The 15,710-nt window shown below is 65.6% G+C and carries 13 protein-coding genes; 10 read left to right on the top strand and 3 right to left on the bottom strand.

Going from position 1 to position 15,710, the window contains the following annotated elements; translation table 11 throughout:
• Nucleotides 1-482 precede the first annotated feature (482 nt).
• Nucleotides 483-638, bottom strand: coding sequence for a PEP-CTERM sorting domain-containing protein (locus Q1L59_RS15860; RefSeq protein WP_300334050.1), 156 nt, complete (start codon nucleotides 636-638; stop codon nucleotides 483-485).
• 1,552 nt (nucleotides 639-2,190) lie between these two features.
• Here Q1L59_RS15860 and Q1L59_RS15865 point away from each other — a divergent pair.
• From Q1L59_RS15865 to Q1L59_RS15875, 3 genes are read left to right on the top strand one after another with little or no spacing between them, the layout of a single operon-like run.
• Nucleotides 2,191-3,966 carry a type I secretion system permease/ATPase gene (locus tag Q1L59_RS15865; protein WP_300334053.1) on the top strand — a complete coding sequence of 592 codons (1,776 nt, stop codon included), beginning with the start codon at nucleotides 2,191-2,193 and terminating at the stop codon, nucleotides 3,964-3,966.
• A 28-nt stretch (nucleotides 3,967-3,994) separates the two neighbouring features.
• Nucleotides 3,995-5,368 carry an HlyD family type I secretion periplasmic adaptor subunit gene (locus Q1L59_RS15870; RefSeq protein ID WP_300334054.1) on the top strand — a complete coding sequence of 458 codons (1,374 nt, stop codon included), beginning with the start codon at nucleotides 3,995-3,997 and terminating at the stop codon, nucleotides 5,366-5,368.
• A 2-nt stretch (nucleotides 5,369-5,370) separates the two neighbouring features.
• Complete coding sequence (locus Q1L59_RS15875; protein ID WP_300334057.1) at nucleotides 5,371-6,699, top strand: TolC family outer membrane protein; 1,329 nt, start codon at nucleotides 5,371-5,373, stop codon at nucleotides 6,697-6,699.
• A gap of 68 nt (nucleotides 6,700-6,767) precedes the next feature.
• Here the strand turns inward: Q1L59_RS15875 and Q1L59_RS15880 are convergent, their stop codons facing one another.
• On the bottom strand, nucleotides 6,768-7,499 hold the full coding sequence (locus Q1L59_RS15880; RefSeq protein ID WP_300334060.1) for a discoidin domain-containing protein: 732 nt from the start codon (nucleotides 7,497-7,499) through the stop codon (nucleotides 6,768-6,770).
• 353 nt (nucleotides 7,500-7,852) lie between these two features.
• On the opposite strand from Q1L59_RS15880, the gene Q1L59_RS15885 reads away from it, so the two are divergent.
• The 6 genes from Q1L59_RS15885 to Q1L59_RS15910 are packed head-to-tail and all read left to right on the top strand — an operon-like array spanning nucleotide 7,853 to nucleotide 14,012.
• Nucleotides 7,853-9,955: an amidohydrolase family protein gene (locus Q1L59_RS15885; RefSeq protein ID WP_300334063.1), complete on the top strand. Its 2,103-nt coding sequence runs from the start codon at nucleotides 7,853-7,855 to the stop codon at nucleotides 9,953-9,955.
• On the top strand, nucleotides 9,952-10,575 hold the full coding sequence (locus tag Q1L59_RS15890; protein ID WP_300334066.1) for a phosphatase PAP2 family protein: 624 nt from the start codon (nucleotides 9,952-9,954) through the stop codon (nucleotides 10,573-10,575). Before Q1L59_RS15885 ends, Q1L59_RS15890 begins: the two co-directional genes overlap by 4 nt.
• Nucleotides 10,569-11,315: a hypothetical protein gene (locus Q1L59_RS15895; protein WP_300334069.1), complete on the top strand. Its 747-nt coding sequence runs from the start codon at nucleotides 10,569-10,571 to the stop codon at nucleotides 11,313-11,315. Before Q1L59_RS15890 ends, Q1L59_RS15895 begins: the two co-directional genes overlap by 7 nt.
• Nucleotides 11,303-12,304, top strand: a complete 1,002-nt coding sequence (locus tag Q1L59_RS15900) for an aromatic ring-hydroxylating dioxygenase subunit alpha (protein ID WP_300334071.1) — start codon at nucleotides 11,303-11,305, stop codon at nucleotides 12,302-12,304. The genes Q1L59_RS15895 and Q1L59_RS15900 overlap by 13 nt, the downstream gene beginning before the upstream one ends.
• Complete coding sequence (locus tag Q1L59_RS15905; RefSeq protein WP_300334073.1) at nucleotides 12,301-13,125, top strand: SDR family NAD(P)-dependent oxidoreductase; 825 nt, start codon at nucleotides 12,301-12,303, stop codon at nucleotides 13,123-13,125. The genes Q1L59_RS15900 and Q1L59_RS15905 overlap by 4 nt, the downstream gene beginning before the upstream one ends.
• Nucleotides 13,122-14,012 (top strand): ferritin-like domain-containing protein, encoded by an 891-nt coding sequence (locus Q1L59_RS15910; protein ID WP_300334075.1) that lies wholly within the window; start codon nucleotides 13,122-13,124, stop codon nucleotides 14,010-14,012. The genes Q1L59_RS15905 and Q1L59_RS15910 overlap by 4 nt, the downstream gene beginning before the upstream one ends.
• Before the next feature lie 289 nt (nucleotides 14,013-14,301).
• Here the strand turns inward: Q1L59_RS15910 and Q1L59_RS15915 are convergent, their stop codons facing one another.
• On the bottom strand, nucleotides 14,302-15,210 hold the full coding sequence (locus Q1L59_RS15915; RefSeq protein ID WP_300334078.1) for a LysR family transcriptional regulator: 909 nt from the start codon (nucleotides 15,208-15,210) through the stop codon (nucleotides 14,302-14,304).
• Between the two features lie 118 nt (nucleotides 15,211-15,328).
• On the opposite strand from Q1L59_RS15915, the gene Q1L59_RS15920 reads away from it, so the two are divergent.
• Complete coding sequence (locus Q1L59_RS15920; protein WP_300334080.1) at nucleotides 15,329-15,610, top strand: hypothetical protein; 282 nt, start codon at nucleotides 15,329-15,331, stop codon at nucleotides 15,608-15,610.
• Nucleotides 15,611-15,710 lie beyond the last annotated feature (100 nt).

Raw genomic sequence — 15,710 nt, forward strand, 5'->3', positions numbered from 1 at the left:
CGCGTCGAAGGGGTCCGGCCCGAAGACCGAAGACGAGACAAAACTCAGATCGAACAGGCTGGGGTCGAGCAGCGACCCCGGATAGCTGAGTTTCATGGTAACAATGGGCGGCTGGGACATCAGGAAAACTCCTCATTCGGATAAGGCAAGTAAGGCTGTCCGTCGACCGCGGCGCGAGCGTGCCCCGGACGACGGTTCGGTAAATTGGCGGATCACGCTTGCGCGGCGTGCAAGCTGATCTCGTGTATTGTTTTTTCTCGTTGTGTGGGCGCCTGGCGAAGTTTTCACGAACTCCAGCAGGTCTTTTCCCGGGGCCTGCGCGTTCGCGCCAAGTGCCGCCTGGCGATACAGAGGCACTGGATGTGCATGCGTCTCCCGAACGTCACCGACATTGGCAAACCGCTCTCTGGCAATCAACGGCAGGCTGGTCGTGGGAAACGCCGAAACGGGGAAGCCGGACGGCCTCCCCGCCTTGCCTTCTCTTACTTCCTGCCACGCCGGACAACGGTCGCCAGCATGGCAACGGCCGCGACGGCCAGCAACGACAATGACTCGGGCTCCGGCACGACGAGAATCGGTTCAGCCAGGACAGGCAGGGCAAGAGATGACAGAGCGAGCAGTGAAATGAGTTTGTGCATGAGAACTTTCTCCAAAAACGTACGTTGGGGGTGGCGTTAGCAAGATGCCAAATGCGCCGTGATGCGGGGAGCAAGCTGGGCGCCAGCCGCATCAATGACACCACCATAATTCCTGCGGTACTTCAGTTGAAGCGGATGACGTTGGACAGTTGCGAATTTTTCCGCGGAGCGGAAAACCTGTTGCTGCGTTCCGGTACAGCCAGACACGCCAAGTGCTGCGGCCTCTCTCCCTATCGAGTTGCCAATAATTCTTCTTTTGGTGGCGGCTGCCACTTGCTCAGTTTCTTGCCGACTCTTGCCGGCCTTGACCAAGCCGCGCGGCAGCGCCCTGACGCCAAGCCCGGCAAAGCAAGTGCGTACTGCACCCGAAGACGACGCCGATTCGATCACTACCCGACGTCGACCCTGCTTTCGCTGACAATCGCCCGCCGGTGCTCCACATGGTCCCTCGCCCCATTTCTGCAAGCCAAAGAAAGTAAATGCATTTTTACGTTCCCGCCGATCTGCTATGGGAGCGATCAGGGGCTTCCGCAGCAAGGACATGATTTATCGCTGGGTCGTTGGGAAGAGCGGGGTAGGAGCTGCGCATACTGCTGTGCTCCCGTGCGCTGTTCCCGCATTGCTTCGCCCGCCCGCTTGACTCGCCCCGGAGGCGCTTCGCTGAAGAGCTCGCGGTTGGACCGGGAGAATGTTCGGCGAGGCGTAAAGCGCGTCCGCGGTCAGCCGAGGGTGGTTCCTCAGCAGGTCTGCGGAAAGGCAAATCCGCTCGGCAGAAGGCTGCTGCCGGCTCGGCAAAGCCGACCCATCGAAGACCGCCCGGGCTCGCACGCGGTCTATGACAAGGCGGTAATTATGTCGATAATTTATACTATTGCCGGGCCTTTGAAAAAGGCTCCATGGGCAGATACTGGAAGTCGCCCGGGAGGGGCGCCGATGACGCTGCGAAGAATAGCTTCGCCAACCACGCTGTCTGTGTGTAATTTCACGAATCGATGCACAAGACCCGCCAGGCGAACCACCCGTGAACCGGAAGCGGCCACTGATCCCAGTGGCTGGCTGCATGAGCGGCGGTTGCTGGGCAAGGGGCGGCGCAAAGCAGTATGGCCAGACGGCGGCGGCGCACACGCCGAGGCGAAAGCGACAGGTGCCGAAATGACAGAGGAACTGCCAAAAAGAGCACGTGCGGCCGAGCCGCGCACGGAGGAGAATATGGGTTGTCAGCTGTGCTCTGCGGCGACTGCCTTCCTCGCTGCCACGCGTACGACACCTCCCTCAGCCACTCGCGATAGTCCTCTAGCATTCGCTGCCATGCATCTCATCGAGCCTAGCGAACGTAGCCCGCAAAAAGCGGTGGACGACCCCTTCTTGCGGCGCAGGAGCAACCCGCGCATGGCCGCGGGGGTGGACCCGTGACCAGGCTTCTGCGATGATCGAGGTTTTGCTGTCCGGACGAACAGTGCACAGTAGTTGTCCGGCTCACTGCCGCATTCCGACCACCCAGCGCCTTGTGGCGCGCGCAGCGCGCTGAACCTGTGCGCGAGAAAGACCCCCAATGATTGAGCCTTCGCAACGCCCCGAACTCGCGCAGGCGCTGCTGTCGTTTCGCCAGGCCTTCGCGACCGTCGGCGCATTCAGCTTTTTCATCAATCTGCTGATGCTCGCACCTTCGATGTACATGCTGCAGATTTACGATCGTGCGCTGGGCAGTCGCAACGTGACGACGCTGCTGATGCTGACCCTGATCACGCTCGGCCTGTTCGCTCTGATGTCGCTGCTCGAATGGATACGTTCGATGGTTCTTGTCCGCATCGGCGGACGGCTCGATGTCGATACCAACACGCGTGTCTTCAACGCAACCTTTGAACGCAACCTGCGCCACGCAGGGCAGAATCCAGCGCAGGCGCTCGGTGACCTGTCGTCGGTCCGCCAGACCTTGAGCGGCGCCGGCCTGGTCGCGCTGCTCGACGCGCCCTGGATGCCGGTCTATCTGGTCGTGATCTTCATGCTGCACGTCCAGCTTGGCGTCTTCGCTCTGCTCGGCGTGGCCCTGCTCGTCGTCCTCGCGGTGCTCAATGAACGCGTTTCGGCTGCACCGCTGAGTCAAGCACAGAAGCTCGGCATGGCGGCGGGCGCCCAGGCCAACAACCATCTGCGCAACGCGGAAGTGATCGAAGCCATGGGCATGTTGCCGGCAGTCCGCGAGCGCTGGTTCCAGTTGCACCGTAAGTTCCTTGCCCAACAGGCGCTGGCCAGCGACCGGGCGGGCATGCTCAATGCGCTGACGCGCTTCGTGCGCATCTCGCTGCAGTCGCTCGCCCTCGGTCTTGGCGCGCTGCTCGCGATCGAGGACCAGGTGACCTCAGGCATGATGATTGCCGGTTCGATCCTCGTCGGACGAACGCTCGCACCGGTTGAGACCTTGATCGCCAACTGGAAGCAGCTCGTTTCGGCGCGCGCCGCCTACCAGCGCCTGACGACCCTGCTCCAGACCTACCCGGCGCGACCGCTCGGCATGCCGTTGCCGCGACCGCTGGGCGAAGTCAGCGTGGAAGATGCGACCACCGCGGCGCCGGGCAGCAAGCGGCCCATCCTCCGAAACGTCACTTTCAAGCTGACGGCGGGCGAGGTGGTCGCGGTCATTGGGCCGAGCGCCTCGGGCAAGTCGACGCTGGCTCGTCTGCTCGTCGGCGTCTGGCCGCCGCTGGCCGGTTCCGTCCGTCTCGATGGAGCCGAGGTGTTCAAGTGGAACAAGGACGAACTCGGTCCTTACCTGGGATACCTGCCACAAGACATCGAGTTGTTCGACGGCACGGTGGCCGAGAACATCGCCCGCTTCGGGCCGGTAGACGCTGACCAGGTCCTCGCTGCGGCGCAAGCGGCGGGCGTACATCAACTGATTCTGCAGCTCCCGAACGGCTACGACACCCCTCTCGGTGACGGCGGCAGCGTGCTCTCCGGCGGCCAGAAGCAGCGCATCGCGCTGGCCCGTGCGCTCTACGGCGACCCGGCGCTGATCGTTCTCGACGAACCGAACTCCAATCTCGACGACCAGGGCGAATTCGCCCTCGCCGAAACGCTGCGCCGCCTGAAGGCAAGACAACGGACGGTGGTGATCATCACCCACCGTATGACGACGGTTGCCGTCGCCGACAGCATCCTCGTTCTGCATGAAGGGACGGTCAAGGCACACGGGCCACGCGATCAAATTCTGGCTGCCATGCGCGCAGCTCCGCCGCCCGCTGCGGCGGCGGCAGGCGCACGCGGCGTTGCCCCGACAAACCCGCCCGCCGCCGGCCTGCCGGCCACGGCGTCGACCCCTGGCGCCTGAACCGCCTGACTTGAGAACGGCGAGAGAAATGTTGCAGCAAGCGAACAAGACGGACGACATCACTGACCTCAGCGAGGTTCCCAACGGCCAGGGCACCGCGGCGAGCGCGCCGATCGACATCAATTTCGGGCGCGTCGCACGCCTCGGCTGGCTGGTCCTTGCCGCCGGTCTGGGCGGCTTTCTCCTCTGGGCCGGGATCGCCCCGCTCGACCAGGGAGTACCCGCCAGCGGCCAGGTCGTCGTCAGCGGCAACCGCAAGACGGTGCAGAACCTCGGTGCAGGCAAGGTGGAAGCGATCGTCGTCAAGGATGGCGACGAAGTAACGGCGGGCGATGTCGTCGTCCGCCTCGACCCGACGCAGGCCCGCTCGCAACACGAAATGGCGCGCAGTCAATGGTTTGTCGCCAAGGCGGCGGAGGCGCGCCTGCTTGCCGACATGCAGGGACGAAACGAAATCAGCTTCCCGGAAGATCTCCTGCGCGAGCAGGACGACCCGCGCGCAGCGAGCGCAATGGCCGTGCAGACGCATCTGCTGCGCTCGCGGCAGGCTGGCCTGCAGGCCGAACTGAGCGCCCTCAAGAACACGCTTGCCGGTCTGCAGTCGTCCGCCAAAGGAATTGACGCGGCGCGGCGGGCGAAGGAAGAGCAGATGCGACTGTTGCTCGAGGAATTGCAGGGGCTGCGCGATCTGGCGGCCGAAGGCTACCTGCCGCGCAATCGCCTGTCCGAACAGGAGCGGCTGCTGGCGCAGCTGGGCGGCGCGATTTCCGAGGATTTTGGCAACCTCGGCCGGACGCAGCAAACGATTGCGGAAACCCGCATGCGTATCGTGGCGCGCGAGCAGGATTACCGGAAGGAGGTCGAAAACGCGCTCGCCGAGACGCAGAAGGAAGCGCGATCGCTGGAAAGCCGACTGGAAGGGCTCGCCTTCGACCTGGCGAACACGGACATACGCTCACCGGCGAACGGCATCGTCGTCGGTTTGAACGTGCATACGGTCGGCGGCGTGCTGCCCGCCGGCACGCCGCTGATGGACGTGGTCCCGAAGAACGAGCCGCTGCGTATCGACGTACAGATTCCTACGCACCTGATCGACAAAGTGAGAATCGGCCTGCCAGTGGAAATCACTTTCCCCGCGTTCAACCAGCGTACGACGCCACAAATCCCCGGCGAGTTTTCGCAGGTTGCCGCCGACGCGACCAACGACCCGCAGGGAAAGGTGCCTCCGCACTACCGCGGTCAGGTCGTGGTCACCGCCGCTGGCATGAAGAAGCTGGTGACGCACGATATCAAACCCGGCATGCCGGCCGAGGTTTTCATCAAGACAGGCGAGCGCACGATGCTCAACTATCTGTTCAAACCCCTCGCCGACCGCATGCGTTCGGCGCTTACCGAGGAGTGACCATGCGGCGCAGTCTTCAGGCTCTGGCTGCCGGCACACTGGTGCTATCTTCGACAGGCGCCCTCGCCGGTGGCCTGCTCGACGCGTATCTGGCGGCGCGCGCCAACGACCCGACTTTTCGTGCGGCGCGCTACGAGCGTGAAGCCGGGCAGCAGGCGATTGCCATAGGCCGCTCCAGCCTGCTGCCGGTCGTCGCAATCAGCGCGTCCTACTCGAAAAACCGCGGCGAACGTGAATCGACGACGAACACGCGGACGGAGGATCTCGACTACGCCGACAAGCAAGCAGCGCTCACCCTGCGCCAACCGCTGTTCAACTACGAAGCATTCGTGCGCTACCAGCAGGGCGGCGTACAGGCCGCGTACAGCGACGCCGTCTTCGACCGCAAGGAAGGCGAGATGACGGTGAAGCTGGCGGCAGCGTACTTCGAAGCGCTCTTTTCGGTCGAGCGGCTGAGCTTGGCCGAGGCCGAAATCACCGCCTACGAGGCACAGCGCGAACTCGCGCAGCGACGACGCAAGGGCGGCGAGGGGACGGTCACCGAGGTCGCCGAAGCCGAATCGCGCATGCAGCTCGCACGCGCCGGGCGCGCCGACGCGGCCGATCGCCTGCTGGTTGCCACACACGCGCTCGCCGTCATGACCGGCAAGCCGAGTGGCCGCCTATGGGTTCTGCGTCCCGATTTTGTTGCACCCGCTCTGCAGCCGGCGGGAATCGAGGAATGGTTGGCGCTGGCCGAGAACAACAGTCCGGAGTTGCGCGCACGGCGCAAGGCATTCGAGCTGGCTGGCCTGGACATCGAGCGAGTTCGCGCGGGTCACCTGCCGCAACTCGACCTGGTTGCCCGTGCCAGCCGCTCGGAAAATGAAACCATCTCAACGCTCAATCAGCGGACGAGAATCAACAGCCTCGGCGTGCAACTCAACATTCCGGTCTACGCCGGCGGGCGAGTCAGCGCACTCGCCGAACAGGCAGTCGCCAATCGCGAGCGCACGCGGGCCGAGCTGGAAGCCGTGAGCACCGAGGTCCAGATCGAGGTCAGGCGTCAGTTCCTCGCTGCCGTCACCGGAATCGACCGGATCGGCGCGTATCAAAAGGCGGTCGAGGCCAGCCGCGTGGCCAGCGAAGGTACGAAGCGCGGCATGGCCGCAGGCATCCGCACGAACACCGACGTGCTCGACGCCGAGCGACAGATGTTCGTCGCCCAGCGTGACCTCGCCCAGGCGCGTTACGAGTTTCTCGTCGGCAGTCTGCGCCTCAAGCTTGCCGCAGGAGTCCTCGCCGAGAAGGACATCGCCGAGATCGAAAAACTCCTTCGACCGGACGAGTGAGCCCGCCCGTCGAGCGAGCGCAGTCATGCGCACATGGCCGCGCCGACGCGCTCGCGAGCATGTGCCGGCTAAACCTGCCGCCGTCCCCGCCGACGCAACGATGCGGCCAGCAAAGCCGAGGCCAGACCGAAGAGGGCAAGATTGTTCGGCTCGGGCAGCGCATTTGCCGTGCCCCCGGGACCACTGCCCGTACCGCTGCCGGAAGAACCGCTGCCCGTCGTTCCCGAACTGCTCGGCAGATGACCGTCAACGACCAGTTCGAAGAGGTAGCCCCAATGCGGAGAACCCGCGTTGACCGAGTAGCGAAGATAACGCCCCTGCAGGTCGGCGGCCAGGTTACCCAGGCTGGTGGCATAGACGGCTCCCCAGTCGTCGCTGCGGCTGGCCGTACCGGACGCTCCGGTGTAGCTGAGGTTTGCTTCGGGGTGATAACCGCCGACCGCGAGGCTTGACCAACTGGCACCGTCGCCGCTCACGCTCAGGGTGAATGGGTCGTAAGTGTTGAGCCAGGCGTACAGCTCGACGCGGTCGAGGACGTAGCTCTGGCCGAAATCAACCTGCACCCAGCCCCCGTAGAAACCCGAATTCCACGCATTTAAGCCGGTATTGCCGGTCTGTCCCCAGTCGCCATCCAGGATGTTGGTATGGTCGTAGGCGTTCGCCGGGTTGTTGGTGCAGCCCAGGTAGCAGTGCGAAGCACTCGTCGTCAGACCGGAGTGCGTAATGATCAGCGCCTGTGCGGGAGCGGCAACGAGGCCTGCCAGTAGCGGCAGCACAGTATGAAGAAGCTTGCGCGACATGTCTTGAATTCCCTCCAGTTCATTTTGCCGGCGCAGAAAAGCAAAAACAGTGCCAGAGAATGAACTGCAACATAATACCAGCCCTTTACACCGGCATGCCAAGTGCAAGCACCCTGGCAAGTGTAAGAAATGTCGACAGTGCCTGGCGCAAGCGCACGCGGCGTGGATGTCTGGCGCCACCTCTGCGGCGTCGAAACGCCGCCGGCAGTCGCTCGTCGGGCATGATTCGTCGGCCCTGTCGAAAGCGCTTGCACCGCCCGCAGGTCTTGGCAACAATAGCCGACGCGTCGGCCCGACGCTTGCTTTTTCGCCCACCCCGCGCCGGTTGTATGCGCAGACTGGACCCTCGATCGGTGCTTGACCTGGTCATCGATAACGCGCTGGTATTCGACGGCGTCGGGCACCCGCCCGAACGACTTTCCGTCGGCATTCGCGACGGGCTGATCGAACAGGTAGCGAGCCGCATCGATCAACCCGCACCACGCCGGATCGATGCGACCGGGCTCTGGCTCACGCCAGGCTTCGTTGACATCCACACGCACTACGACCTCGAAGTCGAAGTCAACCCGGGGCTGGGCGAGTCGGTCCGGCACGGCGTCACCACCGTGCTGATCGGCAACTGCAGCCTGTCGGTCGCCTGCGGCGAACCGGCCGACCTGGCAAGCATCTTTCAGCGCGTCGAAACGCTGCCGGCGCAACTGATCGAGTGCTGGTTGCGCCAGGGCAGGCGCTGGCAGTCGTTCGCCGAGTACCTGGCGCACCTCGAGCAGTTGCCGCTCGGGCCCAATGTCGCCGCCCTGCTCGGCCATAGCGCGCTGCGCGTGCAGGTCATGGGACTGGCGCGCAGTGTCGGCGGGCTGGCACGGGCCGACGAGATTGCCGCCATGCAGGCGCTGGCCGCCGAGGGAATCGACGCCGGCTTTTGCGGCCTGTCGGTTGACATGGTCCATTGGCACAAAATCGGCGGCGTCTGGGCGGGTCGCGCGCTCCCCTCGCACCACGCCGACTATGACGAGTACGCGGCGCTTGCCGAAGCGTGTCGCGAACGCGATGCCGTTTTCCAGGTGACGCCGAATCCGGAACGCTCCTCCTCAGTGTGGAACATTCTCAAGCTCGGCGCCGCTTCGTTCCGCCGCCCACCCTTGCGCATGACCTTGCTCTCCGCGCTCGATCTCGATACGCAACCGGCACTGTGGCGCATCTACGCGCCTTTCCTGTGGGCGTACAACAAGCTGGCCGGCAACAACCTGCGCATGCAGACGCTCGCCGAGCCCTTCACGATCGTCTCCGCCGGGCCGCTCACCCCGCTGTTCGAGGAGTTCGCCACCGGCGTCGAGTTGAACAATCTGCGCGAGGCGCGAGAACGGCGAGCGCTCTGGCAGCGCCCCGGCTTTCGCCAGCGTTTCGCGTCCGACTGGCAGCGCCCGGGCATGAAGACCTTCCATCGCGATTTTTCGCGCATCGTCATCGTCCAGGCGCCGACCAGCGAATGGCAGGGACGCAGCGTGGCCGAGGTCGCCGCAGCCCTGCACCGGCCGCCGATCGAAGTGTTCATCGACCTGCTGGCAAGCGCCGACGAGGACTTCGTCTGGGTCGCCTCGAGCGCCAACAACCGACGGTCGATCCGTCATGCGCTGATGGCGCAGCGCTACATCCTGCCCGGATTTACCGACGCCGGCGCACACTGCCGCAATCTCGCCTATTACGACGGTGCGATCTCGCTGCTCCGGCAGGCGGTGCAGACGGGCTTCCTGTCGCCCGAACGCGCGATTGCCCGCGTCACCGGCGAACCCGCTGCCTGGCTTAACCTGGACGCCGGGGTCGTCGCTCCCGGCCGGCGGGCCGATATCGTCCTGCTCGATCCGGCCGCACTACGCACCCCCCGACCCGAACCGCTGCTGGTGAACGACCCGGCGCTCGCCGGTGCGCTGCGCATGGTCAACCGCGAGGCCCGGCCGCCGGTGCGCGCGGTCTTCGTGAACGGCCAGCAGCTCGTCGCCGACGGGCAGCCGCTTGCCGCGCTCGGCCGCAACAAAGCCGGGCGCCTGCTCGCGCGGCGTTCGCCGATCCGCGGCCTGGCTGCGGTGCGCCAGCGCTACCGAAACCGCATCGACGATCTCAACTTCGACCACGGCCTGACCGACTACTGGGACATCTTCGTCATGAAGCACCGCCGCTGGCCGAATATCCGGCTGCACGTGCTCGCCGTGTTCATCATGTACGGCTCGGCCGCGCTCGCCGCCGCGACGCTCGATTACTGGTGGCTGCTCGGCGTCCCGCTGTCGAACGTGCTCGGACAGTTTGGCCACGCACGCTTCGAAGCAACGCACGTCGACGGCCGCGACGCGCTCTTTTCCTGGCGCGCCCTGCTCGCCTTGACCCGCCTGGCGCTGCTTGTCGTCTGCGGCCGTTACCGCGGCGAGATCGCTCGCGTCCAGTCGCTCGTCCGCCGATGAGCCGCGGTCTGGCGCGTCTGCCCCGGATCACGCGCGCCAACGTCGGCCGGGCGCTGCTCGTCGGCTATCTCTGTTTCCTGGTCCTTTATCTCGGCAGCTTCCAGCTGTCGCACCAGCGGGCCAGCGTGCTTGCGCCCAGCGCGCTCGATCTCTACATCCCGGAATCGGCGGCGAGCATCTGGGTCTACCTGAGCCAGTTCATCCTGCTCCCCGCCACGCTGCTCAGCGAAGCCGACGAAGAGCGCCTGACGCGCGCCTACTACGCGATGCTCGGTGCGACGATCGCCAGCGCGCTGGTTTTCGTCATCTGGCCGACGACCGTCGGGCAGACGATGAGCGCCGGCGAAACCTCGCTGGCGATCGTCTGGCGCTGGCTCTACTTCTTCGACGTACCGGGCAACTGCTTCCCGTCACTGCACGTCGCGCTCTCGCTGATCGCCTGTTCGCTGCTCGCTCGACGTGGGGCACTCTGGCGCGTGCTGGCGCCCGCCTGGTGGCTGGCGATCGCGCTGTCCACGCTGACCACGCGGCAGCACCGCCTGCTCGATGTCGCTGGCGGCTTTGCCGTCGGCTGCCTCGCCTGGCTGGTCACGCGGCAACTGGCGCTGCGCCGATGCTGACTTGCGAAATCCGGGCCCGCTCGGCGCTCGACGCGGCAACGACGGCGCAGATGTACACGCTGTTCGAGCGCCATTACGCAGCGACGACGAGCAGCCGCTTCGCGCAAGACCTGGCGGCGAAGGACTGGGTTCTGCTGCTGCGCGACTTCGGCGGGACACTCAGGGGCTTTTCGACGCTGCAGGTCTACCAGCGCGAGCATGCCGCGACGCGCTGCCGGATTCTCTTCTCCGGCGACACGGTGATCGAGCGCGATTACTGGGGCGAGCAGGAACTGGCTTTCAACTGGCTGCGTCTGGCCGGACGCCTGCACGGCGAGCAGCCCGAACTGCGCCACTTCTGGTTCCTGATTTCGAAGGGGCCAAGAACCTTCCGCTATCTGCCCGCCTTCGCCTGCCGTTTTTACCCGAGTTGGAGCGAAGCCCGCCCGCCGTTCGAAGCCAGCCTGCTCGATCAACTCGCACGCGAGCACTTCGGAGAGAATTTCGACCCGCACAGCGGTGTCGTCCGCTTTGCCGCGTCACGCGGGCACCTGCGCCAGCCGCTGGCCGAGATCTCGGCGCGCGAACTCCGGCTGCCGGCGGTTCGCTTCTTCCTGGCACGCAACCCCGGCTACGCGCAAGGCGACGAACTGTGCTGTCTGTGCGAGCTGGCTCCCGCCAACCTGAAGCCGGTCGGCCGCCGTCTGTTTCTCAAGGGCCTGGCCGACGCCGAACGCGAGGTTCCGGCATGCTCGAAATAGGCAAGCGGACAAACTTCAACCAGGCGGTGCTGGTCGAGGGCTGGTATTGGGTGCTCGCCTCGGACGACTTGCCGGCCGGCCGGGTCAAGGCGGTCGAGCTGGCGGGCCGGCCGCTCGCCGTCTGGCGCTCGGCGAGCGGCGCGGTGCGCATTTTCGATGCGCATTGCCCGCACATGGGCGCTCACCTCGCCGAAGGCAAGGTTGAGGGAGAAGCGCTGCGCTGCTTCTTCCACAACTGGCGTTTCGAGGCCGACGGGCGCTGTTCGCACATCCCCTGTCTGGCCCACCAGCCGGGAGCCGGCGCCAGCCTGCGCGCGTGGCCGGCGATCGAGCGCTACGGACTGATCTGGGTCTGGCCCGGCGCCTCGCCCGGAGCGTTTCAGCCCGCACCACCGAGCATCGAACCCACCGCCGTGCGCAGCATGCTCGGCAACCGCTTCCACAAAGCTTGCCATCCCAACGTGGTCATGGTAAACGCCATCGACGAACAGCACTTCCGGACGGTGCATCGCTTGCCCGGCGACATTCTCTGCCTGCAAGCGGCAGCGCATGACCGACACGCGATCACCTTTCGCAACACCGGCCAGATGCCCCGCACCCACTGGCTCGGCCGGCTGCTGCACCGCTGCTATCGCGACACGCTGTACTACGAGCTGAGCTACTGGTACGGACACGTCGGCGTGGCCAGCTTCGGCCCGGACTTCCTCCACCTGCACGTGCTGTTCGCCCTGCGGCGTTCGTCCGACGGCGGAACCGAGGGCTATACGGTCGCCCTGACCCGACGCCACGCCGGCCTGCTCGGCCGCCTGCGCGACACGCTGGTCCTCTGGTTGACGCGCGCTGGCGCGCGCTACTTCGCGTTTGGCGACACGCGCATCTTCCAGAGCATCCGCTTCAACCTGCGCCATCCGATCGCCGCCGACCGCTCGGTGATCGCCTTCATCCGGCATTATGAACAGCAAGCAAGCCTCGACTGGAGCAGCGAATGAAACCTGGCACAGTGCTGGTCAGCGGAGCCTCGGGCGGCATCGGCGCGGCGACGGCGCGCGCCTTCGCCGACCTGGGATGGCAGGTGCTCGCCGGAACGCGTTTTCCGGAGAAGATTCCCGCTTCCGAAACGATCCGGCCGATCCGCCTCGACCCCGCTTCGGCGCAGGATCGTCAGGCGCTCGTCGAGCTGCTCGCGCGCGAGTTCGCCGGGCGCCTCGACGTTCTGGTGAATAACGCCGGCTATGCGCAGAGCGGCGCGCTCGAACTGCTCAGCGAGGCCGACTGGCACCACCAGATGGCCGTCAACCTGATCGCTCCGGCGCTCCTGACCGCCGCCCTGCTGCCCGCGCTGCGCGCCGCGCAAGGCTGCATCATCAACGTCTCGTCGATCCTCGGCCGCACCGGATTTGCCTGGCAGGGCGCCTACTGCGCGTCGAAATTCGGGCTCGAAGGCTGGAGCGAGTCGCTGCTGCTCGAAACCCAGGGGCAAGGCGTGCGCGTGCACCTCGTCGAACCGGGCAGTACGCGCAGCAATTTTGGCCGCCAGATGAGAATGGTCGATGCGTCCGCCAGCCCGTATCGCGTGCTGGCGGAGAAGTTTGCTGCGACGCGCGCGCGGCTGGCGCAGCGCGCCCAGGCACCCGAGCGCGTCGCCGCTTTGATCGTGCGCACAGCGACGCGGCCGCCGGCGCCTTTCCGTCAAACGATCGGCCGCGACGCACGCTTGACGGCCCTTCTCCTACGCCTCCTGCCAGCGCCCGCTTACCTCGCGTTGAGCAAGGCGCTCGCCCGGCGCCTCTTCGGCCTGCGCGCGCGATGACCCGCCCGACGCTCGAATCGGTTTGCCGCCGGATGGCGCGGCGAAGGTCCACCGACCTGTCCGCTGACCCCGCGGACGATCGGCGCGACACCTGGAATGCGGCGTTCTTTCGTCTGCCGTACACGCGCTTCTGGCACTCGGCCAAGCAGGTCGAGCGCGACGCTCTGCTCGCGCGGTGCACGGCGAACGTGCTTGGCGAGGCGCTGGGCGTCGAGGCGCAGGCGATGGACTATTCCGCCAAGCGCGTACTCGCCGCCGAAAACCTCATCGAGAAGCAGGTCTACTGCCTGATCGCCGCCGAAGAAGCGCGCCATCACCGCTGGCTGTCCGGCCTGCAGCCCACCGTTGTCGAGTCCAGCACACCCGCTGCGTTCGCCGGTCTGCTCGCCCGCCTGGTCCGCGAAGCGAGCCCCTTGGCGCAATCCTACCTGTTGCAGATCGTGCTCGAAGGCTGGGGAATCTCGCATTACCGGCGGCTGGCCACCGCGTCGCTCGACGCCGGCGCGACGCGCGTATTCGCCGCCATCGCGCACGACGAAGGACTGCATTACGCCGCCGGCGTCGCGCATTTCGACGCCAGCCGGCTGACCGGCGCTGAGCGTGCGTTCATCCGCATCGCGCTTGCCGAGCTTTGCACACTGCTCGCCTGCGGACCACTCGCCGTTCTGCACGAAGTCGAACGCTCGGCCGGCGGATTCGCGCCGGTGGAACGTGCGCAGGCGTTCGCCGATCTGCTCGATCGATGCGCTTCGCGCGAACGCCTCGACCATCTGGCCCGATTCGTCGCGCACCAGGGAATGGAAGCCGACGCCATATGGCTGCGCGAACAGGGGCTGCTTGCCCCGTTGCCGGCCGCCACCAGTCTGCATCTCTATTCGCCGCCCTGATCCCTCTGAGCGAGCGTCATCGAGGTCGATCAGCGCGCGCAGAGTCGCCTGGCCGATTGGCCAAGGCCTGCGGCGCGCCGCAGAGCCGCCTCACCCACGCCCGATTTCCGCCCTCAGAGGCAGGCCGTCCGTGCTCTTGGCTGTGTAGCCAAGCCGATCACCGCCATAGCGTATGCCCACCTGCGCAGCCGGCCGTGTTTCTGACGGACGAAACGTTCGCGGATCGATCGTGCACTGTCGCCATGCCGGCGGATAGCCGGCGCGCTCGCCGTTGCCGACCAGTGCCGGATCAGGTCGCCGCCATCTGCTGTTGTGCAAGCCACTCCGCCCAGTAGTCGATACACGCCCTGATCTTCGGCAAGCGGTGCCGCTCCTGCAGAACCACCGCGAAAATCGGCAGCCGCTGCGCTTCGAGTTCGTCCTGCAGCAATGCCACGAGTTCGCCGCGACGGATGAAGCGCTCAGCCAATGCATCCCAGACGCGGGCTATGCCCACCCCCTCGCGCGCCAGCGCGAGCAGCAAGGCAGCGTTGTCGCTACGCGCGTGCGGCCGGACGAGATAGGCAGCGTCTGGCTCCCGGCCGCGCACCGGCCAGCGGTTGAGTTTGGGATTGGTACTGTGCGCGATCAGCCGATGCGCGTTGAGATCGCTCACCGAAAGCGGTCGGCCGAAACGCTGCAGGTACGACGGTGACGCCACCAACGTTCGGCCAAAGTGGCCTATCTGCCTCGCCACCAGCTTGTCACTACCCGCCTGACCGGTACGAATCGCGATGTCGATCCCGTCACGCGCCATGTCGACCAAGCGATCGTCGGCGCAAATATCGATACGCAACTGCGGATACCGTTGGCAAAGATCCGGCAAACTGGGCACGATTAGCATCTCGGCAACGACGACACTGACGCTGACTCGCACCCAGCCGCTCGGACCGCGGCTCTTGCTATGGAGTTCGGCAGCGAGTTCCGCGCTCGTCTCCAGCAGGCGGCGACTGTAAGCAAGCAGCGTATCACCTTCGTCGGTCAGACTCAGACCGTGCGTGCTGCGATGCAGCAAACGCGCTCCACAGACGGCCTCGAGCCGCGTCAACGAGCGACTGACCTGGCTGACGGGAACATTGCGCTCGCGCGCCACCGCCGAGAGCGTTCCCAACTCCGCGATACGAGCGAACAGGGCGAGATCGTCAAGCTGCAACTGCATGCGCTGAGTATGCGCCGTTTTGCAGAAAACGCAAAAGCGTTTTCCGACCGGACTGATTTCCCAGACGCTGAGGCACCATTAGAGTGCTTGCCACGATACTCGAACAGGGAAACCAGCCATGAAGAATCTGAAGTCCGCACAAGCGCATAGCGAACAGCTCGGGCGCGTACACGAGCTCGCGCGTCTGCGCGCGCACGAACTGCGTCGGCAGGCGGTCGACGCGTACTGGCAAGCCACGGTCGACGCCGGCCGACGGGCGGCGACTGCCTTGCACCGCTGGATGCGCAAGACCGTGCTTGGATACCGAATCGAACCGACGTCCAGAACGTCAATGACAGTCGATAGCGAAACACCCGTGTTGACCGGATCGCGCGAACAACGTGCAAGGCGCGGGGCATGACAACCGCCACCGGTCGCGCAAGGCCAACACTGGCTGGTGATTCGCCGACGGACAGTGCGCCGGACGAGGCGCCAGTAGTCGCGGTCGGCGAAGCCGAGGG

The organism is Accumulibacter sp. (genome assembly GCF_029255125.1).
Taxonomy (GTDB): Bacteria; Pseudomonadota; Gammaproteobacteria; order Burkholderiales; family Rhodocyclaceae; genus Accumulibacter.